At 68.9% G+C, this 22907-nt stretch carries 20 protein-coding genes and 1 pseudogene; 12 read left to right on the forward strand and 9 right to left on the reverse strand.

Features of this window, described 5'->3' with window-relative positions:
• Positions 1 to 107 precede the first annotated feature (107 nt).
• Entirely contained in the window at positions 108 to 1280 is a 1173-nt protein-coding gene (locus tag ACGFY5_RS26995; protein WP_392724055.1) for an XdhC family protein, read from the reverse strand.
• Positions 1281 to 1325: 45 nt separating this feature from the next.
• A complete protein-coding gene (locus ACGFY5_RS27000; protein ID WP_392724056.1) occupies positions 1326 to 1541 on the reverse strand; it encodes a hypothetical protein in 216 nt (71 codons plus the stop codon).
• Between the two features lie 81 nt (positions 1542 to 1622).
• On the opposite strand from ACGFY5_RS27000, the gene ACGFY5_RS27005 reads away from it, so the two are divergent.
• Positions 1623 to 2018 (forward strand): hypothetical protein, encoded by a 396-nt coding sequence (locus ACGFY5_RS27005; protein WP_392724057.1) that lies wholly within the window; start codon positions 1623 to 1625, stop codon positions 2016 to 2018.
• On the opposite strand, the gene ACGFY5_RS27010 is transcribed toward ACGFY5_RS27005, so the two are convergent.
• A complete protein-coding gene (locus ACGFY5_RS27010; protein ID WP_392724059.1) occupies positions 1993 to 3036 on the reverse strand; it encodes a PHP domain-containing protein in 1044 nt (347 codons plus the stop codon). The two genes, ACGFY5_RS27005 and ACGFY5_RS27010, sit on opposite strands and share 26 nt — an antisense overlap.
• 33 nt (positions 3037 to 3069) lie before the next feature.
• On the opposite strand from ACGFY5_RS27010, the gene ACGFY5_RS27015 reads away from it, so the two are divergent.
• Both ACGFY5_RS27015 and ACGFY5_RS27020 read left to right on the forward strand, forming a co-directional pair.
• Positions 3070 to 3849, forward strand: coding sequence for an HAD-IIA family hydrolase (locus ACGFY5_RS27015; protein ID WP_392724061.1), 780 nt, complete (start codon positions 3070 to 3072; stop codon positions 3847 to 3849).
• 31 nt (positions 3850 to 3880) lie between these two features.
• Positions 3881 to 4456, forward strand: a pseudogene (locus ACGFY5_RS27020) (TetR/AcrR family transcriptional regulator); the annotation flags it as partial.
• Here ACGFY5_RS27020 and ACGFY5_RS27025 read toward each other — a convergent pair.
• Both ACGFY5_RS27025 and ACGFY5_RS27030 read right to left on the reverse strand, forming a co-directional pair.
• Positions 4456 to 5811: a phosphatase PAP2 family protein gene (locus ACGFY5_RS27025; protein ID WP_392724063.1), complete on the reverse strand. Its 1356-nt coding sequence runs from the start codon at positions 5809 to 5811 to the stop codon at positions 4456 to 4458. The pseudogene ACGFY5_RS27020 and the gene ACGFY5_RS27025 sit on opposite strands and share 1 nt — an antisense overlap.
• 71 nt (positions 5812 to 5882) lie before the next feature.
• A complete protein-coding gene (locus ACGFY5_RS27030; RefSeq protein WP_392724065.1) occupies positions 5883 to 6881 on the reverse strand; it encodes a LacI family DNA-binding transcriptional regulator in 999 nt (332 codons plus the stop codon).
• Positions 6882 to 7092: 211 nt separating this feature from the next.
• Between ACGFY5_RS27030 and ACGFY5_RS27035 the strand changes: the two genes are divergently transcribed.
• From ACGFY5_RS27035 to ACGFY5_RS27075, 9 genes are all read left to right on the forward strand, one after another.
• Positions 7093 to 8610 (forward strand): sugar ABC transporter ATP-binding protein, encoded by a 1518-nt coding sequence (locus tag ACGFY5_RS27035; protein ID WP_392724067.1) that lies wholly within the window; start codon positions 7093 to 7095, stop codon positions 8608 to 8610.
• On the forward strand, positions 8607 to 9704 hold the full coding sequence (locus ACGFY5_RS27040) for an ABC transporter permease (RefSeq protein ID WP_392724069.1): 1098 nt from the start codon (positions 8607 to 8609) through the stop codon (positions 9702 to 9704). The genes ACGFY5_RS27035 and ACGFY5_RS27040 overlap by 4 nt, the downstream gene beginning before the upstream one ends.
• Positions 9701 to 10738, forward strand: a complete 1038-nt coding sequence (locus ACGFY5_RS27045; RefSeq protein ID WP_392724071.1) for an ABC transporter permease — start codon at positions 9701 to 9703, stop codon at positions 10736 to 10738. The genes ACGFY5_RS27040 and ACGFY5_RS27045 overlap by 4 nt, the downstream gene beginning before the upstream one ends.
• A gap of 33 nt (positions 10739 to 10771) precedes the next feature.
• The gene (gene rhaS / locus ACGFY5_RS27050; RefSeq protein ID WP_392725037.1) at positions 10772 to 11845 is read left to right on the forward strand and encodes a rhamnose ABC transporter substrate-binding protein; all 1074 of its coding nucleotides are present in this window, start codon (positions 10772 to 10774) and stop codon (positions 11843 to 11845) included.
• A gap of 47 nt (positions 11846 to 11892) precedes the next feature.
• Positions 11893 to 12213, forward strand: coding sequence for an L-rhamnose mutarotase (locus ACGFY5_RS27055; protein WP_392724073.1), 321 nt, complete (start codon positions 11893 to 11895; stop codon positions 12211 to 12213).
• 11 nt (positions 12214 to 12224) lie between these two features.
• Positions 12225 to 13394 carry an L-rhamnose isomerase gene (rhaI, locus tag ACGFY5_RS27060; protein WP_392724075.1) on the forward strand — a complete coding sequence of 390 codons (1170 nt, stop codon included), beginning with the start codon at positions 12225 to 12227 and terminating at the stop codon, positions 13392 to 13394.
• A 50-nt stretch (positions 13395 to 13444) separates the two neighbouring features.
• Positions 13445 to 15481 carry a bifunctional aldolase/short-chain dehydrogenase gene (locus ACGFY5_RS27065; RefSeq protein ID WP_392724077.1) on the forward strand — a complete coding sequence of 679 codons (2037 nt, stop codon included), beginning with the start codon at positions 13445 to 13447 and terminating at the stop codon, positions 15479 to 15481.
• A complete protein-coding gene (locus ACGFY5_RS27070; protein WP_392724078.1) occupies positions 15478 to 16932 on the forward strand; it encodes a rhamnulokinase family protein in 1455 nt (484 codons plus the stop codon). The genes ACGFY5_RS27065 and ACGFY5_RS27070 overlap by 4 nt, the downstream gene beginning before the upstream one ends.
• Before the next feature lie 85 nt (positions 16933 to 17017).
• The gene (locus ACGFY5_RS27075; RefSeq protein WP_392725039.1) at positions 17018 to 17866 is read left to right on the forward strand and encodes a metallophosphoesterase family protein; all 849 of its coding nucleotides are present in this window, start codon (positions 17018 to 17020) and stop codon (positions 17864 to 17866) included.
• Between the two features lie 176 nt (positions 17867 to 18042).
• Here ACGFY5_RS27075 and ACGFY5_RS27080 read toward each other — a convergent pair whose 3' ends face one another.
• Genes ACGFY5_RS27080 through ACGFY5_RS27095 form a run of 4 tightly spaced genes read right to left on the reverse strand, consistent with a single transcriptional unit; the run spans position 18043 to position 22901 of the window.
• Positions 18043 to 20010, reverse strand: coding sequence for a TIM-barrel domain-containing protein (locus ACGFY5_RS27080; protein WP_392724080.1), 1968 nt, complete (start codon positions 20008 to 20010; stop codon positions 18043 to 18045).
• A gap of 8 nt (positions 20011 to 20018) precedes the next feature.
• Positions 20019 to 20819 (reverse strand): carbohydrate ABC transporter permease, encoded by an 801-nt coding sequence (locus tag ACGFY5_RS27085; protein ID WP_392724082.1) that lies wholly within the window; start codon positions 20817 to 20819, stop codon positions 20019 to 20021.
• Entirely contained in the window at positions 20816 to 21685 is an 870-nt protein-coding gene (locus ACGFY5_RS27090; RefSeq protein ID WP_392724083.1) for a carbohydrate ABC transporter permease, read from the reverse strand. Before ACGFY5_RS27090 ends, ACGFY5_RS27085 begins: the two co-directional genes overlap by 4 nt.
• Complete coding sequence (locus ACGFY5_RS27095; protein ID WP_392724085.1) at positions 21678 to 22901, reverse strand: extracellular solute-binding protein; 1224 nt, start codon at positions 22899 to 22901, stop codon at positions 21678 to 21680. Before ACGFY5_RS27095 ends, ACGFY5_RS27090 begins: the two co-directional genes overlap by 8 nt.
• Positions 22902 to 22907: the final 6 nt, after the last annotated feature.

Here is a 22907-nt window from a genome sequence, read left to right on the forward strand (position 1 = left end):
ATTTCCTCCTCTGGCACCGCAGTGATTCGGGGTAACCCTACGGCTCCGAGCTTGCAGGCGTGGTGGCCGGGCAATGTGCAAGTTCGGGAAATAGTGACCCTTAGCACTTATGGGGCTACGGAGAGTTCTGACTCGTCCCGGTGGAGGAAGTCGGTGTCGCGGTGAATGGCGTCGTTCAAACTGGACAGCCGGGCACCCGAACCGCCCCACCGACCGGCCACGATCTCCGCGGCGATGCTCACCGCGGTCTCCTCGGGGGTGCGTGCGCCCAGGTCGAGACCGATCGGCGACGCCAGTCGCGCGGACTCCTCCGCGGTGAGCCCCGCCTCACGGAGCCGCTGCAGCCGGTCCTCGTGGGTGCGGCGCGACCCCATCGCGCCGACGTAAGCGGTGGGTATCCGCAGCGCTACTTCCAGTACCGGTACGTCGAACTTCGGGTCGTGGGTGAGGACGCACAGCACGGCCCGTTCGTCCACGCGCCCGGCGTCGGCTTCGGCCCGCAGATACCGGTGCGGCCACTCGACGACCACCTCGTCGGCGTCCGGAAAGCGTTTGGCAGTGGCGAACACCGGACGCGCGTCGCACACCGTCACGCGGTAGCCGAGGAACGAGCCGATCCGGGCGAGGGCGGCCGCGAAGTCGATCGCGCCGAACACGATCATCCGGGGCCTCGGGGCGAACGAGGACACGAACAGGGTCAGGTCGTCCCCGCGACGCTCGCCGTCGTGGCCGTAGTGGACGGTAGTCGTGCGCCCGGCCGCGAGCAGGCCGCGCACGTCGTCGGCGACCGCCTCGTCCAGGCGGCTCGAACCGAGGCTGCCGGCGAACCGGTCGGGCCAGACGACGAGCCGGCCGCCCACGCGGTCGTCGCCGGTCGGTGCCGCCGTGCTCGCGACACAGGTCACCACCGCGACCGGAGCGCCGTCGCGCACCGAGGCCACGACGTCGCCGAACTCCGGGAACGACTCGCGGTCGACCCGCTCCACCCAGACGTCGAGGATGCCGCCGCAGGTCAGGCCTACCGCGAAAGCATCGTCGTCGGAGACGCCGTAACGCTCGAGGCCGGGTGAGCCGGTGTCGATCGCGTCCTGGGCGCGCTCGTAGACCGCGCCCTCCACGCAACCGCCGGACACGCTGCCCACCGCGGTGCCGTCGGGGCCCACCAGCATCGACGCGCCCGCTGGTCGTGGGGCGCTCTTCCAGGTGGCTACGACAGTGCCGACGCCCACCGACTCACCGGCGTCCCACCAGCCGAACAGATCGTCGAGTACCTCGCGCATACGACATCACCCCGACACCACTATTACCCGTTCCGGGGGCGGACGCTACGCGTTGCTTCCGTTGTAAACCAGGCCGTAGAAGACGCCGCCGAGGACGAGGGCCCCGACGCCGATGAAGAAGAATCGGTTCCGAAGCGACATGCTCTTCAGCCACCTGCGCTGGAACCAGTTCAGCAGGAGCCCGGCGAGGATGACGAAGACGATGATGACGATGGCGCGGGGGTTGTTCTGCAGGCTGCCATCGTCCTGACCGAGCAGCACGTGACTCCTCCCGGTGACGAAGTACTTCCTCGAAGTTACGTGCGGGTCACGGCCCCGACCCACTCGCGCAGGGTATTGGGCATGAACGAACATGAGTTCATGGCATCCCGATGGAAGAAGGCGTCCCCGGCGCTGTTGGCCGGTGGGCTCGCGACGATGGGCGTCCTGCACTTCGTCGCCCCGAAGCCGTTCGCGCGGATCATCCCCAAGGCTCTGCCCAACCCGGACGCGCTGGTCGCGATCAGTGGTGTGGCGGAGCTGGCCTGCGCGGCGCTGGTGGCGGTGCCGAAGACCCGCCGGCTGGGCGCGCTCGCGTCGGCCGCGCTGTTCGTCGGTGTGTTCCCCGCGAACTGCCAGATGGCGGTCGACGCGAGCCGGACGTCGAACACGCAGTACAAGGCGATCGCCTACGGCCGCCTACCGTTCCAGGCCCCACTCGTGGCCTGGGCCCTCAGCGTCGCGAAGTCCAGTCGATGAGGTCGTCGGCGGACCAGGTGTTGATGACCTGGGCCGGGTCGACGCCGCACTGGGCGGCTCGGGCGCACCCGTAGGGCTGCCAGTCGAGCTGGCCCGGCGCGTGGGCGTCGGTGTCGATCGCGAAGTGACACCCGGCCTCGACGGCCAGCCGCAGCAGGCGCTTCGGCGGGTCGAGGCGCTCCGGCCGCGAGTTGATCTCCACCGCGACGCCGTGCTCGGCGCACGCCGCGAACACCGCGTCGGCGTCGAACTGGCTTTCCGGCCTTTTGCCTTGACCGGTGGATTCGCGGCCGGTCACCAGACGCCCGGTGCAGTGGCCGAGCACGTCCATGTGCGGGTTCTCGATCGCGCCCAGCATCCGCTTGGTCATCTTGTCGGCCGGATCGCGCAGCTTCGAGTGGATGCTCGCGACGACCACGTCGAGCCGGGCCAGCAGCTCGTCCTCCTGGTCGAGCGACCCGTCGTCGAGGATGTCGACCTCGATCCCCGTGAGGATCCGGAACGGCGCCAGCTCCTCGTTCAGCTCCGCGACGACGTCCAACTGCTTCCGCAGGCGGTCGGCGCTCAACCCGTTGGCGACGGTGAGCCGCGGCGAATGATCGGTCAGGACGACGTACTGATGGCCGATGCTGCGGGCGGCCTCGGCCATCTCGCGGATCGGCGAACCACCGTCGGACCAGTCGGAGTGCGTGTGGCAGTCGCCGAGCAGCAGCGATCGCAGTTCGGCGCCGGCCTCGTCGACCGACGTTCCCGCCGTGGCCTCCAGCCGACGCAGATACACCGGCTCCTCGCCGGCCAGCGACTCAGCCACGCAGCGGGCCGTGACGTCACCGATGCCCGGTAGCTTCTTGAGCGTGCCGGCCGTCGCGCGCTCACTGAGCTCGTCCGCGTCGAGCTTCTGCACCGCCGCGGCCGCCGAGCGGAACGCCCGGACGCGGTAGGTGGCTTCGTGCGCGCGTTCCAGCAGGAACGCGATCCGACGCAGGTCGGCGACCGGGTCACGAGTGGCGTCCGTCACCAGGTCACCGTACCCGTGTGAAACCCTTGCAGCATGACCACGCGGAAGAGCATCGAGTGCTGGCTGATGGACATGGACGGCGTCCTCGTCCACGAGGGTGTGCCGGTCCCCGGTGCCCCCGAATTCCTCGGGAAGCTGGTCGAAACAGGGCGTCCGCACCTGGTGCTGACGAACAACTCGATCTACACGCCGCGTGACCTGTCGGCGCGTCTGCAGCGGGCCGGTATCAACGTGCCGCCGGAGTCGATCTGGACGTCCGCGCTGGCCACCGCTCGTTTCCTCGACGATCAGCGGCCGGGCGGCACCGCGCACGTCGTCGGCGAAGCGGGTCTGACCACCGCGCTGCACGAGATCGGGTACGTCCTCACCGACGCCGACCCCGACTACGTCGTGCTGGGGGAGACCCGGAACTACAGCTTCGAGGCGATCACGACCGCGATCCGGCTGATCGACCGTGGTGCCCGGTTCATCGCGACCAACCCCGACCCGACCGGTCCGTCGCACGAGGGTGCGCTGCCGGCGACGGGGGCCGTGGCGGCGCTGATCAGCAAGGCCACCGGCGTCGAGCCGTACTTCGTCGGCAAGCCGAACCCGCTGATGATGCGGTCGGCGCTGAACGCGGTCGACGGGCACAGCGAGAGCACGGTGATGATCGGCGACCGGATGGACACCGACGTCATCGCCGGGATGGAAGCCGGGCTGGAGACCGTGCTCGTGCTGACCGGCGTCACTCAGGCCGCGGACGTCAACCGGTTCCCCTTCCGGCCCTCCCGCATCCTCAGCTCGGTGGCCGATCTGATCGACGAGGTCTGAGCCCGCGCCGCACATGGCACGATGGGTCGAGATGGCAGTGAACGAGCAGCCTGATCGCCGTCGTGCGGATCGCCCGGGCGGCGGAGATCGTCGTGTGGCGCGGCGGCTGGCGAACCGCCAAGTGGTCGAGGACGCCGCGCTGAAGCTGTTCGCGCAGAACGGGTTCGAGGCCACCACCGTCGACGAGATCGCGGCGGCGGCCGGCGTCAGCGTCCGGTCCTTCCACCATCATTTTCCGACGAAACGCGACGTGCTGGTCGGGGATCTGAGCGGGCAGTCCGAGCGGCTGGCGGTGGCGCTGGCCGAGCAGGCCGATGGGCAGCATCCGTTGGTGGCGTTCCGGGCTGCGTTGCACACGCTCGGTCTGCAGAAGGACGCCGGTCATCGGGAGCGGACGCTGCTGCGGGCGCGGATCCTGCGGTCCGAGCCGAACCTCGTGCCGTTGGCGCACGAGTTGTTCCGGGGGTTCGGGCGGGTGCTGGCCGAGGACGTCGCCCGAAGGGCCGGGCTCGATCCGGAGCGGGACGCGTATCCGCGGCTCGTCGCGTCGGTGGCGGTGGCTGCGCTCGGCTCGACGATGATGTCGTTGGCGCCGGAGCGGTGCGATCAGGGGGCGCTCGAGGAAGCCATCGACAACGCGTTCGACTGCGTCCTCGCGGGACTCCCCGCACCCTGCGCTGCCGCAGCGGCCGCGCTGCCCGCGGCTCCTGGGGCGGGGGCGGACGGGAAGATGTGCAGGCCGAGTAGTACGTAGCGGGCGAGGCCCGCTACGGCGGAGGCGGCCAGCATGACGGTCAGTTCCAGGACGGCGCCGGCGTGCGGGACCGTGAGGTCGAGGACGAGCAGCGCGCCGGTGGTCGCCACGTAGGAGAGCAGCACGGTGCTCGCCGCGGCTACCCGGGGCAGGATTCCGTTCCGGTCGCTGCGGAACACCCAGGAGCGGTTCGCCTCGTTGGAGGCCAGCGTCGAGATGATCGCGGCGACGGTGTTCGCCGCGGCGGACGGCATGATCGCGAGCAGCGGCACGAAAATCACCGCCGAGAGCAGCGTCGATGCCCCACCCACGACCACGAACCGCACCATCGGCCAAGCATGCTTGCGCACCAAGACCCCCGCCCCCGTCCACCCGGCCCGAATCGCACCCGCAGCCCACGCCGCACCCGCAGCCCACGCCGCACCGGCGGCCCGCGCCGCACCGGCGGCCCGCGCCGCGCCTGCGGCCCGCGCCGCGCCAGCGATAGGCCGCGGCCCAGCGACCGCCGCGGGCGCTGCGGGTGCGAGGCTCGCCTGGCGGGTGATCGCTAGGGCCAGTGCGAGTAGCGCGCAGCCGACGATGGCGTCGAGCCAGTAGTGGTTGCCGGTCACGACGACGACGGACACCGTCGTCAGCGGGTGGAGAACCGCGAGCCACCGCCACGGACTCCGCAACACCCGAACGATCGCGAGCGCGACGAGCACCGCCCACGCCACGTGCAACGACGGCATCGCGGCGAACTGATTCGCCACCCCGGTGCCCACCGGCCCGTACACCGACTGCCCGTACACGTGCGCGGTGTCGACCATGCCGTGGTCGACCAGCATCCGCGGCGGCGCCAACGGATAAAGAACGTGCCCGATCAGCGCGAACCCCGTCAACAGCGCGAGCGTCCGCCGGAACCACGGATAAGCGGCCGGCCGCCACACGAACAGCCAGACCAGCACGGCCACGGTCGCGGGGAAGTGCACGCTCGCGTAGTACGCGTCGAAGAACTCGACCAGCCGAGGCCAGTGCAGCGCCGCCTGCTGGACACCGTGCTCACTCGGTAAGTGCAGCCACCGCTCCAGCTCCCACACCGACTCGGCATGCACGAACGCCGCGCCGGTGTGCCCGGCGGCGAGAATCCGGCCGCCGGCATAGGCGAGGTAGAGCGCTGCGATGAGCGGCGCCTCACGTAATGCGCGCTGCGCGAGATCGCTACGCATCGTTGCTGGTCACAACGTTACCGTCGCACTTACTTGCAGGATCTGCAAAGTTGCTTAGTACATGTTGTTGATCACACGGTGAGCTTCGGCGGCCCACTCGACGCTCGAACGACCAGTTCGGGGGAGAAGCGCACCTGCCGGTGCACGTGCGGATCCGTCGCCTCGGCCTCGGCGACCAGCAACTCCGCCGCCGTCCGGCCGAGCAGGTGACGCGGCTGGCGTACCGAACTCAGCGGCACCGCCGCCGCGGCGGCGAACTCGATGTCGTCGTACCCGACGATCGAAATGTCGCCCGGCACCGAGAGCCCACGGGCCACCATCACCTGCAGGACGCCGAGCGCCAGCAGGTCGTTCGCGCAGAAGACGGCAGTCGGCGGGGTCCGCAGCCCGAGCAACCGCTCACCGGCGTCCCGCCCGGAGGCGACATTCAACGCCGCACCGGCGAGAATCTCCATCTCGCCGCCCGCGATCGCGCCCCGGTACCGGTCCGCGCACTGTGACAGGCTCATCGGCCCGCTCACGTAGGCGATCCGCTCGTGCCCCAGGTCGCGCAGGTGCGCCGCGGCGAGCTCGCCGCCCAGCACGTCGTCGACAGCGACCGAGCAGTAGTCACCCTCGCCCGCGTGCCGGTCGAGCAGCACCACCGGTACACCGCGGTTGCGCAGCCGGGTCAGCCGGTCCCCGTCGACGTCGACCGGAGTGATCAGCACACCCTGGACGCGCTGCTCCTCGAGCAGGTCGAGGTACGCCTGCTCCTTCTCGCGCCGTTCGTCGGAGTTGCAGAGGATGACAGCGAGCCCTGACTCGTTCGCGGCGTCCTCGACCCCGCGCGCGACGTCGGTGAAGAAGGGGTTCGTGACGTCGAGGACCACTAGGCCGAGCGTGCGGCTGCGGCCGGCGCGCAGATGGCGGGCCGACTCGTTCCGGACGAACCCGAGGTCCTCGATCGCCCGGCGCACCCGCTCCCGAGTCGCCGGCGCCACCGCGTCGGGACGGTTGAGCACGTTGGAGACGGTTCCGACCGACACGCCGGCTCGCTCCGCGACCTCGCGGATGCTGGTCGTCCCCATGCGGCGCCTCCAGTGGTGATCTGCGAGAGCGTACTGGCTGCCCAGGGATATTTGAAACGTCTCAACCAACGACCTGAGGGATGCCCCCGGTCACAGGAATGTCACGCAGGCGAAACCATTGACACGTGACGGCGCTCACTCGTACGGTCAGCGCCACCGCGTTGAAACGATTCATTCTCTCGATCAAAAGACCTGCAACGGAGCGTGTCCCGTGACCAACAGCGAGCCCTCCCGGCCGCTGCTCTCCCTGGAAGGGGTGGGCAAGACGTTCGGAGCGTTACGTGCGCTCGACGGCGTCTCGCTCGACCTCTACCCCGGTGAGGTGCACGCCCTCATGGGTGAGAACGGTGCCGGTAAGTCCACTCTGGTCCGCATCCTCGCGGGCGTCCACAAGCCCGACGCGGGCGTCGTACGGCTCGACGGCGAGGAAGTGACGTTCGGAGACCCGGCGTCCGCGCGGAACGCCGGCATCGCCGTGATCTACCAGGAGCCGACGCTCTTCGGCGACCTGTCGGTGACCGAGAACGTCTTCATGGGCCGCCAGCCGCTCGGCCGTTTCCGAAGCATCGACCGCAAGGCGATGCGCGGCGGAGTGGAGGCGCTGTTCGCCCGCCTCGGCGTCGCGCTCGACCCCGACCGTCCGGCCAGCGGCCTCTCGATCGCCGACCAGCAGCTCGTCGAGATCGCGAAGGCGCTGTCGCTGAACGCGCGCGTCATCATCATGGACGAGCCGACCGCGGCCCTCTCCTCCCGTGAGGTCGAGCGCCTCTTCACCGTCGCGCGCACGCTCCGCGCCGACGGCGCCGCGCTCGTCTTCATCTCCCACCGTCTCGACGAGGTCTACGCGCTCTGCGACCGGGTCACGGTGCTGCGCGACGGCAAGTTCGTCTCGTCCGACCCGCTGGCCGACGTCACCGAGGACGAGCTGGTCCGCCGGATGGTCGGCCGCAGCCTCGACGCGCTGTTCCCGAAGATGGACACGACGCCCGGCGAGGTCGCGCTGGCGGTTTCGCGGCTCACCCGCGAAGGCGTGTTCACGGACGTGTCCTTCGAGGTGCGGGCCGGCGAGATCGTCGCGCTGGCCGGCCTGGTCGGCTCGGGTCGCAGCGAGGTCGCCCGGTGCGTCTTCGGTATCGACAAGTACGACGCGGGGTCGGTCACGGTGCGCGGAAAAGCGCTCAAGCCGAACCGCCCCACCGCCGCGATCGACGCCGGCCTCGCGCTGGTGCCCGAGGACCGTCGCCAGCAGGGCCTGGTCATGGAGCTCTCGATCGAGCGCAACGCGACGATGACGCAGATGGGTGGGCTGTCCCGCTTCGGTCTGCTCAGCGGTCGTGCGGAGCGCACCCGCGCCAAGGAGTGGTCGACCCGCCTACAGCTCAAATACCGCAGGCTTTCCGACGCCGTGGGCGTGCTGTCCGGCGGCAACCAGCAGAAGGTCGTGCTGGCCAAATGGCTCGCGACGCAGCCGAAGGTACTGATCGTCGACGAGCCGACCCGGGGCATCGACGTCGGCACCAAGGCCGAGGTGCACCGGCTGCTCTCGCAGCTGGCGTCCGAAGGCGTCGCGGTGCTGATGATCTCGTCCGAACTCCCGGAGGTGCTGGGGATGGCCGACCGGGTGCTCGTCATGCGGGAGGGTCGGCTCGCCGCTGAGCTCGACCGCGCCGACGCCACCGAGGAGACCGTGCTGTCCGCCGCGGTCGGCCGATCGGGGCGTGCCGCATGAGTGCCCCGGTTGCTGAGCGGCAGCGGTCCGCGGCGGCGCTGCTCGGGCGGCTCGCGCGGGCTCGTGAGCTGGGACTCGTCGTCGCACTGTTCTTGCTGTTCGGGGCGACCGCGATCGTCAACCCGCGGTTCATCGGCGTGCAGAGCCTCAAGGACATCCTGCTCAACACCGCGATCGTGGGGCTGCTGGCGGTCGGTCAGACGCTCGTCGTCGTCACCCGCAACATCGACCTGTCGGTCGGCTCGGTGCTGGGTCTGTCCGCGTTCGTCACCGGTCTGCTGTTCGCCGACCACGACGTGCCGATCGTGGTCGCGTTCATCGTCGGGACGCTGATCGGCGCGGTGTGTGGCGTCATCAACGGCGTTTTGGTGGCGGTGTGCCGGATCCCGGCACTCGTGGTGACGCTCGGCACGATGTACGTGTTCCGCGGCGCCGACTACTGGCTCGCCGAGGGACGGCAGGTCAACGCCGCGGACATGCCGTCGGCGTTCCTGAAGATCGGAAGCGGCTCGGTGCTCGGCATCCCGATCCTGCCGCTGATCGCGCTGGTGCTGCTGGCGATCGCCGCGTGGGGGATGCGCAACCTGCGCTCCGGGCGGGAGCTGTACGCGATCGGCTCGAACCCCGACGCCGCCCGCCTGGCCGGTATCCCGGTCGGCCGGCGCCTGTTCGTCGCGTTCGTGCTCACGGGCGCGCTGTCCGGTGTGGCCGGCGTGCTCTGGGCCGCGCGGTACGGCACTGTCGACGCCACCGCCGCCACCGGCTTCGAACTCAACGTCGTGGCCGCCGTCGTCGTCGGTGGTGTCGCGATCTTCGGCGGCAGCGGCACCGTTGTCGGTGCCGCTCTCGGTGCACTGCTTCTGTCGACGATCGGCAGCGCGCTGGTCGTGCTGAAGGTCGAGGCGCTCTGGGAACGAGCCATCGACGGCGCGCTGCTCCTCCTCGCGATCACCCTCGACCGTGTCCTGGCCCTCCGCGCCGAACGCGCCCTCCGCGCCTCGGCCAGCCGAGGCGCCACCACTCTGCCCACGGGCTCCCCACCGACAGGTGACGCCGCTACCAAGAGCACGGTCACCGAGGGGAGTGCGCGATGAGTACTACGGTCCTGCCTCCGAAGGAGACGCCCGAGACCGGGTCGGACTCGCTGGCGGAGCACTCGCCGTTGCGGCGGCTGCTGTCGTGGGAAGGCGCGATCACCGCGCTGCTGATCTTCGTGGTCCTGCTGGCCTCGTTCGGCGTCGACAACTTCGCCAGCCAGTTCAACGTCACGAACTTGCAGCTCGACATCGTCGAAATTGCAATTCTGTCGTTGACTTTGACGCTGTTGGTCGTGATCGGCGAGATCGACCTCTCGATCGCCTCGAACCTGGGCATGTGCAGCGCGCTGATGGGCGTGCTCTGGAACGCCGGGCTGTCGATCGAGTCGATCATCCCGATCGTGATCGTCGTCGGCGCGATCGCCGGCGCACTGAACGGCTTCCTGGTGACGGTCGTCGGCCTGCCGAGCCTCGCGGTCACGATCGGCACGCTGGCGCTCTACCGCGGCTTGGCCTACGTGTTCCTCGGCGACAAGGCGGTCGCCGACTTCCCGGCGAGCTACACCAGCTGGCCCACGAAGACGCTCGGGAGCCTGCCGATCCCGTACCCGACGGTCCTGGTGATCGTGCTCGCGATCGTCGTCGGCATCATCTTGCACGCGACGCCGATCGGACGCTCGCTGTACGCGATCGGCTCGAACAAGGAGGCCGCGCGGTTCGCCGGCATCCGGGTCAAGCGGATCACGTTCTGGCTGTTCGTCTCGTCCGGTGCGTTCGCCGGAATCGCCGCTGTCGTCTACACGCTGCGGTTCGCCAGCGCCCGCGCCGACAACGCGAACGGGCTCGAGCTGACCGTCGTCGCGGCGGTCCTGCTCGGTGGTGTCTCGATCTTCGGCGGCCGGGGCACGCTGCCCGGCGTCCTGGTCGCGGTGCTGCTGGTGGGCGTGCTCCGCAATTCGCTCACGCTCGAAGACGTCAAGCCCGACACGTTGATGCTCGTCACCGGCGGGCTGCTGATCTTCTCCGTCCTCGCTCCCAACGCCGTTGCCTGGGGCCGCGAGCGGTGGAGACTCCGGAAGCTTTCGTCCTAACCCCCCACCACCACCCGAAAGGGACCGACAATGATGTTGCTCCGTGCACGGAGAGCCGTTGCGTTCTCCGCCGCGCTCGTCGCGGTCACGCTCGCCGCGGCAGCCTGCGGCGGCACCACCAAGGACTCCACCGACGACGACGCGGCAGCCGGCCCGGCATCGTCCGCCTCGGCGAACCCGGACGCTCCGATCAAGGAGGGTCTGAAGATCGCCTTCCTGCCCAAGCAGGTGAACAACCCGTACTTCACCGTGTCCGACAAGGGCGGCGAGAAGGCGGTCACCGAGTTCAAGGGCACGTACAAGGAGGTCGGCCCGTCCGAGGCCAGCGCATCCTCGCAGGTCCAGTACATCAACACGCTGACCCAGCAGGGCCAGGACGGCATCTGCGTCTCCGCCAACGACGCGAACGCGATCGTCCCGGCGCTGACCCAGGCCCGTCAGCGTGGCGTCAAGGTCGTCACCTACGACTCGGACGCCGCGGTCGCCGGCCGGGACGCGTTCGTGAACCAGGCCAACCCGGAGGACCTGGGCCGCACCGAGGTGCAGCTGCTGGCGAAGCAGATCGGTGAGAAGGGCAAGATCGCAATCCTGTCCGCCACGCCGAACGCCACGAACCAGAACGCCTGGATCGAGTTCATGAAGGACGAACTCAAGAAGTACCCGGGCATGTCGCTGGTGAAGGTCGCCTACGGCAACGACGACGACCAGAAGTCGTTCCAGGAGACGCAGGGTCTGCTCCAGGCGTACCCCGACCTCAAGGGCATCATCTCGCCGACGACTGTCGGTATCGCGGCGGCCGCTCGTTACCTGTCGTCGTCGCCGTACAAGGGCAAGGTGCAGCTGACCGGTCTCGGTACGCCGAACCAGATGCGGCAGTACGTGAAGGACGGCACGGTCAAGGAGTTCGAGCTCTGGGACCCGTCCAAGCTCGGTTACCTCTGCGCCTACACCGCCGCTGCGCTGTCCTCCGGGCAGATCACCGGTAAGGAAGGCGAGAAGTTCAAGGCCGGTGAGCTGGGCGAGTACACGATCGGCAAGGACGGCGCCATCCTCCTCGGCCCGCCCCAGGTCTTCGACGCGAAGAACATCGACCAGTTCAATTTCTGATCGGGTTGCCGGGGCGCCTTGCGCCCCGGCACTCCTAGGGGTGTCTCGTGCAGCGTGTTTGCCTTCTGGGCCAGGTCGATCCTGCGCGGCTCGATGAGTACCGGGAACGCCATGCGGCGGTGTGGCCGGAGATGTTGGCGGCGCTGTCTAGGCACGGCTGGACGAACTACTCGCTGTTCTTGAAGGACGACGGTCTCCTGATCGGTTACCTGGAGACCGAGGACTATTCCGCGGGGCTCGCCGGCATGGCCGGTGAGGAGATCAACGCCCGCTGGCAGGCAGAGATGGGGCCGTTCTTCATCGGCCTCGAGGGCCGGCGCCCGGACGAAGGCTTCCTGATCGTCCCCGAAGTTTTTCACCTGGATTGAGAGAAACCGCCATGTCCCGAGTTACCGACGTACTCAACAGCCAGCACATCGAGCTGCCCTCGTGGGCGTTCGCCAACTCGGGGACCCGGTTCAAGGTCTTTCCTCAGGCCGGCGTCCCGCGCGACCCGTACGAGAAGGTCGCCGACGCCGCGCAGGTGCACAAGTACACCGGCGCCGCACCGACGGTCGCGTTACACATCCCGTGGGACAAGACCGACGACTACGCCGACCTGGCGCGCTTCGCCAAGGACCAGGGCGTCACGCTGGGCACGATCAACTCGAACGTGTTCCAGGACAACGACTACATGCTCGGCAGCGTGACCAACCCGGACGCCGGGATCCGCCGCAAGGCCACCGACCACCTGCTCGAGTGCATCGACATCATGGACCAGACCGGGTCGCGCGACCTGAAGCTCTGGTTCTCCGACGGCATCAACTACCCCGGTCAGGACGACATCCGCGCCCGCCAGGACCGCCTCGCCGAGGCCTTGGCCGAGGTCTACGCGCGGCTCGGCGACGACCAGCGGATGCTGCTCGAGTACAAGCTGTTCGAGCCCGCGTTCTACGCCACCGACGTCCCCGACTGGGGCACCGCCTACGCCCACACGCTGACGCTCGGCGAGAAGGCAGTGGTCTGCGTGGACACCGGGCACCACGCACCGAGCACGAACATCGAGTTCATCGTCGCGGTGCTGCTGCGCGCCGGGAAGCTCGGCGCGTTCGACTTCAACTCCCGCTTCTACGCCGACGACGACCTGATGGTCGGTGCCGCGGACCCGTTCCAGCTGTTCCGCATCCTGTTCGAGGTGCTGCGCGGCGGCGGCTTCGACCGCGAGCCCGGCGCCATGGACGAGATCGCGTTCATGCTCGACCAGTGCCACAACATCGAGCCGAAGATCCCCGGCCAGATCCGCTCGGTGATGAACGTGCAGGAAGCGACAGCCAAGGCGCTGCTCGTCGACCAGGACGCGCTGGCCGCGGCCCAGGCGTCCGGCGACGTGCTCGGTTCGAACGCGGTGTTCATGGACGCGTACAACACCGACGTGCGGCCGCTGCTCGCCGACCTGCGCTCGAGCAAGGGCCTCGACCCCGACCCGATGGGCGCCTACAAGCGCTCCGGGTATGCCGAGAAGATCGTCGCCGAGCGCGTCGGCGGTACCCAGGCGGGTTGGGGAGCGTAGCTCCCGTTTGAGCCGGTAGACATCCTGATCTCCATTCGAAGGACTGGGTAATGACGAACGAGACCGTCGCCGCGCTGATCGCGCGTAGCAATCGCCTCGGGTCAAATCCGCGCAACACCAACTACGCCGGAGGCAACACCTCGGCGAAGGGCGCCGACACCGATCCGGTGACCGGTGGGCCGGTCGAGCTGCTGTGGGTGAAGGGCTCGGGCGGTGACCTGGGCACGCTGACAGCGTCCGGGCTCGCGGCGCTGCGCCTGGACCGGTTGCGGAGCCTGGTGGACGTGTACCCCGGGATCGAGCGCGAAGACGAGATGGTCGCCGCGTTCGACTACTGCCTGCACGGCCGCGGGGGTGCCGCTCCGTCGATCGACACCGCGATGCACGGCCTCGTCGACGCCGCGCACGTCGACCACCTGCACCCGGACTCGGGGATCGCGATCGCGACCGCCGCGGACGGCGAGAAGCTGACCGCGGAGATCTTCGGCGGTCGCGTGGCGTGGGTGCCGTGGCGTCGTCCCGGGTTCCAGCTGGGCCTGGACATCGCCGCGATCAAGGCCGAGAACCCCGGCGTGATCGGCACCGTCCTCGGTGGCCACGGCATCACGGCCTGGGGCGACACCAGCGAAGAGGCCGAGGCCAACTCGCTGTGGATCATCGAGACCGCTGCCGCGTACATCGCTCAGCACGGCGCGCCGGAGCCGTTCGGCGCGGTCGTGCCGGGCTTCGAACCCTTGGCGGTCGACGAACGGCGGGCCAAGGCTGCTGCGCTGGCTCCGGTGATCCGTGGGCTCGCGTCGACCGACAAACCGCAGGTCGGGCACTACAACGACAGCGACGTCGTGCTGGAGTTCCTGTCGCGCGAGAAGCTGGCACCGCTGGCCGAGCTCGGCACGTCCTGCCCGGACCACTTCCTGCGCACGAAGGTCCGCCCGCTGGTCGTCGACCTGCCGGGGACGGCGTCGGTCGAGGAGATCGTGACGCGGCTCGGCGAACTGCACGCGTCCTACCGTTCCGAGTACCAGGCCTACTACGACCGTCACGCGGACGCCGATTCGCCGGCGATCCGTGGCGCGGACCCGGCGATCGTGCTGGTCCCCGGCGTCGGCATGTTCTCGTTCGGCGCGAACAAGCAGACCGCGCGCGTGGCCGGTGAGTTCTACGTCAACGCGATCAACGTGATGCGCGGCGCCGAGGCGATCTCCACCTACGCCCCGATCGGTGAGTCGGAGAAGTTCCGGATCGAGTACTGGGCGCTGGAAGAGGCCAAGCTCAAGCGTCTCCCGAAGCCGAAGGCTCTGGTCGGACGCATCGCGCTGGTCACCGGGGCGGCATCGGGCATCGGCAAGGCGATCGCGGCCCGATTCGCCGCCGAGGGCGCATGCGTGGTGATCGCGGACCTGGACGCCGCCAAGGCCGCCGACGCCGCCGCAGAGCTCGGGAGCACCGACGTGGCGATCGGCGTCGCGGCCGACGTGACCGACGCCGCGGGGGTCCAGGCCGCGTTCGACGCCGCAGCGCTCGCGTTCGGTGGCGTCGACCTGGTCGTCAACAATGCGGGTCTGTCGATCTCCAAGCCACTGGCCGACACCACCGAAGCCGACTGGGACCTTCTCCACGACGTTCTGGCCAAGGGTTCGTTCCTGGTCGCCCAGCAGGCCGCTCGCGTGATGACCGCTCAGAACATGGGCGGCGACATCATCTACATCTCGTCCAAGAACAGCGTGTTCGCGGGGCCGAACAACGTCGCCTACTCGGCGGCGAAGGCCGACCAGGCGCACCAGGTGCGGCTGCTCGCGGCCGAGCTCGGTGAGCACGGCATTCGCGTCAACGGCATCAACCCCGACGGTGTCGTCCGCGGTTCCGGCATCTTCGCCGGCGGCTGGGGCGCCAAGCGCGCTGCGGTGTACGGCGTGCCGGAGGAGGAGCTCGGCAAGTACTACGCCCAGCGGACGCTGCTCAAGCTCGAGGTGCTGCCGGAACACGTCGCCAACGCGGCGTTCGCGCTGGTCGGCGGCGAGCTGACGCACACCACGGGTCTCCACGTTCCGGTGGACGCCGGCGTCGCGGCTGCCTTCTTGCGATGACGTCTCTGTTCGCGGCCGTCGACCTCGGGGCCTCCTCCGGCCGCGTGGTCGCCGGCCGGGTCGGCGCTTCCACGTTGGAGCTCGTCGAGGTGCACCGGTTCGTCAACGAGCCGGTGCGCCTGGCGGGCACGCTCCACTGGAACGTCACCGGCCTGTTCACCGAGATCCTCCGCGGGCTGCGGTTCCTGGGCCGCGATCACGGCACGCCGATTTCCATCGGCGTCGATTCCTGGGCTGTCGACTACGGTCTGCTCGACGCCGAGGGCGCGCTGCTCGGGACGCCCGTGCACTACCGGGACGAGCGCACCGAGGGAGTCGCTGCCGCGGTCGCGGATCAGATCGGCGCCGCCTCGCTCTACCAGCGCACGGGCCTCCAGACGCTGCCGTTCAACACCGTGTACCAGCTGGTCGCGGCGAGGGAGACGGCCTCGTACCAGGCCGCGAGCTCGCTGCTGCTCGTTCCCGACCTGATCGGCTACTGGCTCACGGGCGAGCAGGGCGCCGAGGTCACCAACGCCTCGACGACCCAGCTGCTCGACGTCCACAGCCGTGGTTGGGACGTGAAGCTGGCAACGGAGCTCAGCCTGCGCCCGGAGCTGTTGCCGCGGCTGCGGCAGCCGGGGGACCTGCTCGGGCGGCTGCGCGCGGACGTGGCCACCGAGGTCGGGTTCGACGCTCCCGTGGTGGCCGTGGCCTCCCACGACACGGCTTCCGCGGTGATCGGCGTGCCTGCGGTGGGGGACCGGTTCGCCTACATTTCGTGCGGTACGTGGGGTCTGGCGGGGCTGGAGCTCGATGCGCCGGTGCTGTCTTCGGCGAGTCAGGCGGCGAACTTCACGAACGAGGCCGGGGTCGACGGGACGGTCCGGTACCTGCGCAACGTGATGGGGCTGTGGCTGCTGCAGGAGTCGGTGCGCTGGTGGGAGCGTGATGGGTCTTCCTTCGACCTGCCCGAACTGCTGGCCGACGCTTCCCGGGTGCCGGCGGGTCGCACGGTGATCGACGTCGACGACGCCCGGTTCCTGCCGCCGGGCGACATGCCGTCGCGGATCGCCGCATTCGCGCGGGCGACGGGGCAGCCGGAGCCCGCTGCGCCTGCCGAGGTCGTGCGGTGCATCCTCGACAGCTTGGCGCTGGCGTTCCGGCGCACGATCCGCGAGGCGGCGTCGTTGGCTTCGCACGACGTCGACGTGGTGCACGTCGTGGGCGGGGGAGCGCGGAACGCACTGCTGTGCCAGCTGACCGCGGACGCGACCGGGCTGCCCGTGGTGGCGGGTCCCGTGGAGGCGACCGCGCTGGGAAACGTGCTGGTGCAGGCCCGTGCGGCGGGTTTGGTCTCCGACCTCGCGGACGCGAGGAGGTTGCTCGCGGGGACGCAGCGAGTCGTGAGGTACGCACCGCGCGAGGGGTTCCAGTGGGACACCCTCGCCGCCCGCCTACGCAACGAGTAATCGGGGTTACGACGAGTTCCCGGCCCTACCTCCGCCCGGCGTAGGCCCAGAAACTCGTCGTAGGGCCGGGAAGGCGTTGGTTAGTCTGGGTGGGGTGGGCAATCTCCTCGCGGTCAGCGATCTGCACGTCGGGTACAAGGAAAACCGCGACGTCGTGCGTTCGCTCCACCCCCTGAGCGATAACGACTGGCTGATCGTGGCCGGGGACGTCGCCGAGCGGATCGAGCACGTGGCGTGGACGCTCAAGGTGCTGACGCTCTCGTTCGCCAAGGTGATCTGGGTGCCCGGTAACCACGAGCTCTGGACGTCACCCAAGGACCCGGGCTCACCGCGGGGCACGACGAAGTACGAGACGCTGGTCGAGGCGTGCCGCGCGCTCGGGGTGACCACGCCCGAGGACCCGTACCCGGTGTTCGACGGTGGCGCCGAGCCCGTGACGATCGCCCCGCTGTTCACGCTGTACGACTACTCGTTCCGCCCCGACGGGCAGACGCAGGAGCAGGCGCTCGCGCAGGCCTATGACGTCGGCGTCGTCTGCACCGACGAGGCGATGCTGCACCCCGACCCCTACGCGACGCGCGAGGAGTGGTGCCGGGCGCGGGTGGAGTCGACGGCGGCCCGGCTCGACGCCGAGCTACCGCCCGACCAGCGGACCGTGCTGGTCTCGCACTGGCCCCTGAACCCCGCACCGACCAAGCGCCTGCGGTACACGGAGTTCGCGCAGTGGTGCGGCACGACGCTCACCGCGGACTGGCACCTGCGGTACCGGGCGGCCGTGGCGGTCTACGGCCACCTGCACATCCCGCTCAGCGACGTGGTCGACGGCGTGCCGTTCGAGGAGGTCTCCCTCGGCTACCCCCGAGAGTGGCAACCTCGCTCCCGCCCCCACGGCCTACCCCGCGTCATCCTCCCCGCCGCTCACGAATCTGCCTGAGCCAGGTGACCTCGCGGTCGCCGGCGGTGGCGATGAGCCCGGCATCGAGCTCGACCTCCCCGAGCCCCGCGTTCCGGGCGGCCTTTCAGCAGTCGGGAGGATCGCAACGAATTGCGATCCTCCCGCTCCGCAGCTGCCCGATCACCGTTGTCCCCAAGCCGCCCGCGAGCTGCGGATTACCCGGCTACCGGTACTGACGCACCGTCACGCAGATAGACGGGAATCTGCTCCAACGGAGCGTCCGCCTCGATCACGGTGCCGCCCGGGAACACCTCACCCGTGAACGCGTGGGTCCACTGCGCCCCCGCCGGCAGGTACACCGAGCGCGACCGCGCCCCCGCCTCGAGCACCGGCGCGACGAGCACCGAAGGCCCGAACATCAGCTGGTCGTCGACGTCCCACGCGCGAGCGTCGTCAGGAAAATCGACGAAGAGCGGCCGCATGGCGGGAAGTCCCTCGGACGAAGCCCGGTCCAGCTGCTCGTGCAGGTACGGACGCAACCGCTCCCGCATGAACATCACCTCGCGGATGATCCCGTACGCCTCCTCCCCGTACGACCACACCTCGTTCGGCCCACCGGTCATGTCCCACCCGGTGGACATTCGCGGCTCCCGGTTGCCGTGCAGCCGGAACAGCGGGCAGAACGCGCCGTACTGGAACCAGCGCACGATGAGCTCCCGGTACTCCGGGTCGGAAGCGTCACCACCGTGGAAACCGCCGATGTCCGTGGTCCACCACGGAATACCGGCGATCGCGATCGACAGGCCCGCACGCACCTGGCGCTGCAGCGCGTCCCAGGTCGCGGGAATGTCGCCCGACCACACCGCCGCGGCGTACTTCTGCGATCCCGCCCACGCCGAGCGGCACAGCAGGACCGTCTCCGGGTCGTCGGTCGACGTCATCCCGTCGAAGAACATCCGCGCCGTGTCCCGCGGGTAGACGTTCGCCACCTCCGCGCCCGGCCCGGCGTGGAACGACAGGTTCGCCGGGTGACCTGGGTTCAGTTCCGGCTCGCACGCGTCCAGCCACCACACCCGCACGCCGAGGTCGTAGTAGTTCTTCTTCGCCACCGACCACAGGAATTCGCGGGTCGCCGGGTTCGTCGGGTCGTGGAACGCGAACGGCATCGGCACCGGCATGCCCTTGTCGCGAATCGTGCCGTGGAACTCCGCGCCCTGGTCGGTGCCGACCAGCATTCCGTCGTCGCGCAGCTTCGGATAGTTCTCCGAGAGGGGTGAGATCGTCGGCCAGATCGAGACCATGAGTCGGACCCCGAGCGAGGAGAGCTCGTCCATCATCGCCGCGGGGTCCGGATACTCCGCCGGGTCGAACTTGTAATCCCCCATCGCGGTCCAGTGGAAGAAGTCGGAGACGATCACGTCCATCGGCAGGCCGCGACGCTTGTGCTCACGAACGACGGAAAGCAGTTCTTCCTGACTCCGGTACCGCAACTTGCACTGCCAGAACCCCGACGCCCACGACGGCAGTCGAGGCGCATGTCCGGTGGCATCGGCATAGCGAGAAAGAATCGACGAAGGCGACCCCGCTGTGATCCAGTAGTCGATGGAACGCGCCTGAGTCGCCGTCCACCGCGTCACGTTGTCGGCGAACTCCACCCGCCCGACCGCCGGGTTGTTCCACAGGAACCCGTAGCCACGGTTGCTCAGCACGAACGGGATCGACACCTCGGCGTTGCGCTGCACGAGATCGAGCGCGAGTCCCTTGTGGTCGAGCCGCCCATGGGTGCGCTGGCCCATTCCGTAGAACCGCTCGCCGGGATACGCCTTGAACTGCTGGTGTATTTCGCCGGCCCCCGACCGGTTGCCGTAGAAAACGCGCGCGCCCGGCCACCAGAAGTGCTCCCGCTCCTCGGCGAGCAGCTCTTCACCGGTCGAGGTCCGCACGAAACGAACGGACGGAAAAGGAAATCCGTCATCTTCCACAAGCGAAACGACAACGGTCAGCTCGCCGTTGACCAGCTTCCCGTCGGAAATCTCGACCGGCCCACACGCGGGCCGATCCTGCAGCGCCCCCACGTCGGACGAAGGAATCGACTCCCGCGCGGAACGAACCCGCACGCTGTCGGTTCCCCACGGCTCGATCCGGAGTACCTCGTGTTGAAAGCGGACTTCCAGAGCGTCCATGAGCCCTCCTATTTGAGCGAGCCAGCGGTGGTACCGGCCGCGACGTACCGCTGCGCGACCACGAGCAGCACGACGGCGGGAATCGACGCGAGCACGGCGGTGGCCATCACCGAGCTCCAGTCCGGCACGAACGTCCCGATGTACGTGTAGAGGCCGAGCGTCACCGGCCGGATGTCCTCGGTCGTGGTGAGCGTGAGCGCGAACAGGAAGTCGCCCCACGTGAACAGGAACGTGAAGAGCGCAGCGGTGACCAGCGCGTTGCGGCTCATCGGCAGCACGATCGAGCGGAACGTCCGCAGCGGGCCCGCGCCGTCGACCCACGCCGCCTCGATCACCTCGCGGGGCAGCCCACCCATGAACGCGCGCAGGATCAGCATCGCGAACGGGATACCCGCGGTCGAGTCCGCGAGGATCAGGCCGAAGTACGAGTTCAGCAGACCGAGGTCGTTGTACGCGCTGTAGAGCGCATTCGCGACGACGATGCCCGGCACCATCTGGCTGAGCAGCACTCCCAGCAGCACGACGCCGGCGAACCGGACCCGGAAATGTGCCAGTGCGTAGGCACCCGGCGTGGCGATCAACAGACTGAAGACGACACTGCCCACCGCGATGACGAGGCTCGTCAGCAAGTGACCGCCCTGATCACTCAAGGCCTTCGAATAGCCGGAGAAATCCAGCTCCACCGGCACCCACGGGGTGAGAGCCGCTCCACTGGAGGGCTGCAGTGAGACGTTGATCATCCAGTAGATCGGGAACAGCACCACGGCCAGGATCGCGAAGCCGCCCACGGTCCAACCCCACGACTTCATGCTTCCCTCCGGACGCCGCGCAGGTACACGAAGGCGAACACCAGCGAGATCGCGATCAGGATGTTGCCCAGCGCCGCACCCTGTCCGAAGTCGAACTCGACGAACGACAGGTGGTAGGACTGCGTCGCCAGCGTCTGGGTGGCGTTCGCGGGACCACCCCGGGTCAGCCCGAGGATCAGGTCGAGCACCTTGATCGTGTAGACCAGCCCGAGCACCAGCACGACGTTCACCACGGGTCGCAGCAGCGGCCAGGTGACGTACCGGAACGCGCGCCAGCCGGTCGCACCGTCCAGGGCGGCGGCCTCGTACAGGTCGGTGGGGATGTCCTGCAGGCCCCCGTAGAGGATCGTCGTGTTGAACGGGATGCCGATCCAGATGTTGACGATGATGCAGGCGATCAGGGCCAGCGACGTACTGGTCAGCCAGCCCGGGTTCCCCGGGATCACCCGATTCAGCACCCCGTTGTCCTGATCGAGGATCCAGCGCCAGATCGCACTGGCCACGATCAGCGGGATCAGCCACGGCAGCAGGATCAGCGACCGCAGCAGGCCCGAGAGCGGAAACCGCCGCCGGAAGTACAGCGCGATCCCCAAGCCGAGCACGAACTGCCCCGCGATCGACGCCACCGTGAATACCGCAGTGTTGAGCAGCGCCTTGCCGAAGACCGACGAGCCGATCACCGCGCTGTAGTTCGCGAACCCGACCCAGGGCGCCTCGCCGGTGTAGAACGTCGAGGTCGTGTACTCCTGGAACCCCATCACGAGGTTCTTGGCGACCGGATACCCGAAGAACAGCACCAGGTAGGCCACCGCCGGCACCAGGAACAGGATCTCCAGTGCCCGGTGCCGGCGGCGTGAATCAACCATTCTGCGCGTCCTGCAACGCCTTCTGCGGCGCCGCGCCGCCGGTCAGCGCTGCCTGGACGGCCGTGTAGATCTTCGTCGCTGCCTTCGGCCAGTCCTCGCCCAGCTCACCGGTGCGGGCCCTGGCGTCCTTCACGAGCGTGCTGAAGGCCTTCATCGTCGGCTGGTCGGCGACGAACTTGTCCTGCAACGACAGCTTCGTCGGAATGGTCTGCCGCTCCGTCGCCAGCAGCAGCTGGTTCTCGTCGGAGTTCAGGCATTCGACGATCTTCGCGGCGTTCTTCTGCTTGTCCTTGTTGCCGGTGTTCGGGATCGTCCACGTCTCGCCGCCGAGCGGGGCCACCGCGGTGCCACCGGCCTTCGGCGCCGGGATCGGCACGACGTCGTAGTGGAGGTTGGTGTTTTCGTTGAGCAACGGGAACTGCCACGGACCGTTGACCATCATCGCCGCGTTCCCGGCCTTGAACTGGTCGGCGACGTCGGCCTGGGTCCAGTTCAGCACCGACTTCGACGCGGAGCCGTCCTTCAGCAGGTCGACCCAGAGCTGCAGGGCCGCAGCCGTCTCGGGCGTGGCGATGTTCTTCTCGTCGCCGCCGTTCGACCACATGAACGGCAGGAACTGCCAGGTGCCCTCGTAGTTCGCCGGCGCGGAGAACCCGATGCCGTACTGCTTGCCCTTGGTGAGCTTCTTCGCCGCCGTCCGGAGCTCGGCCCAGGTGGTCGGCGGCTGCACGCCGGCTGCGGCCAGGATGTCCTTGTTGTAGAACAGCCCGATCGTGTTCGTGACCGGCTGCAGACCGTAGAGCTTGTCCTTGTAGGTCGACGCGGCGACGACGCCCGGCACGAAGCCGTCGGCCTTGAGGTCGAAGTCGCTGATCGGGGCGAGCGCACCGGTCGCGGCGATCTGCTGCAGGTCGGGGTTGTCGAGCATGAGGACGTCCGGCAGCGTCTTCGACGAGCTCTGCTGCAGCACCTTCTGGATGAGCGTGTCGCCGGGCACCGCCTCACGCTGGATCGTCAGCTTGTTCGCTGCGGCGCAGGCGTTCAGCACCTTCGTGTAGACGGGTTTGTCGGGGTCGTTGTTGTAGTAGTCGAGTACGCGTAACTTCGTCGGGTCGCCGCCCGAACCACTGCCTCCGCCGCCGCACCCGGCGAGCGCGAGCGGGAGCGCCAGAGCCAGAGCGGCTGCGGCGCGGACCATCGATCGACGCTGATCCATGAGCTT

The sequence above is a fragment of the Cryptosporangium sp. NPDC048952 genome (assembly GCF_043197895.1).
Taxonomy (GTDB): domain Bacteria; phylum Actinomycetota; class Actinomycetes; order Mycobacteriales; family Cryptosporangiaceae; genus Cryptosporangium.

Coding starts and splice junctions, on each gene's coding strand:
- ACGFY5_RS27065 (WP_392724077.1), top strand. CDS start 13,445: ATGACGAACGAGACCGTCGCCGCGCTGATCGCGCGTAGCAATCGCCTC.
- ACGFY5_RS27095 (WP_392724085.1), bottom strand. CDS start 22,901: ATGGATCAGCGTCGATCGATGGTCCGCGCCGCAGCCGCTCTGGCTCTG.
- ACGFY5_RS27085 (WP_392724082.1), bottom strand. CDS start 20,819: ATGAAGTCGTGGGGTTGGACCGTGGGCGGCTTCGCGATCCTGGCCGTG.
- ACGFY5_RS27045 (WP_392724071.1), top strand. CDS start 9,701: ATGAGTACTACGGTCCTGCCTCCGAAGGAGACGCCCGAGACCGGGTCG.
- rhaI (WP_392724075.1), top strand. CDS start 12,225: ATGTCCCGAGTTACCGACGTACTCAACAGCCAGCACATCGAGCTGCCC.
- rhaS (WP_392725037.1), top strand. CDS start 10,772: ATGTTGCTCCGTGCACGGAGAGCCGTTGCGTTCTCCGCCGCGCTCGTC.
- ACGFY5_RS26995 (WP_392724055.1), bottom strand. CDS start 1,280: ATGCGCGAGGTACTCGACGATCTGTTCGGCTGGTGGGACGCCGGTGAG.
- ACGFY5_RS27030 (WP_392724065.1), bottom strand. CDS start 6,881: ATGGGGACGACCAGCATCCGCGAGGTCGCGGAGCGAGCCGGCGTGTCG.
- ACGFY5_RS27015 (WP_392724061.1), top strand. CDS start 3,070: ATGACCACGCGGAAGAGCATCGAGTGCTGGCTGATGGACATGGACGGC.
- ACGFY5_RS27005 (WP_392724057.1), top strand. CDS start 1,623: ATGAACGAACATGAGTTCATGGCATCCCGATGGAAGAAGGCGTCCCCG.
- ACGFY5_RS27070 (WP_392724078.1), top strand. CDS start 15,478: ATGACGTCTCTGTTCGCGGCCGTCGACCTCGGGGCCTCCTCCGGCCGC.
- ACGFY5_RS27040 (WP_392724069.1), top strand. CDS start 8,607: ATGAGTGCCCCGGTTGCTGAGCGGCAGCGGTCCGCGGCGGCGCTGCTC.
- ACGFY5_RS27090 (WP_392724083.1), bottom strand. CDS start 21,685: ATGGTTGATTCACGCCGCCGGCACCGGGCACTGGAGATCCTGTTCCTG.
- ACGFY5_RS27080 (WP_392724080.1), bottom strand. CDS start 20,010: ATGGACGCTCTGGAAGTCCGCTTTCAACACGAGGTACTCCGGATCGAG.
- ACGFY5_RS27025 (WP_392724063.1), bottom strand. CDS start 5,811: ATGCGTAGCGATCTCGCGCAGCGCGCATTACGTGAGGCGCCGCTCATC.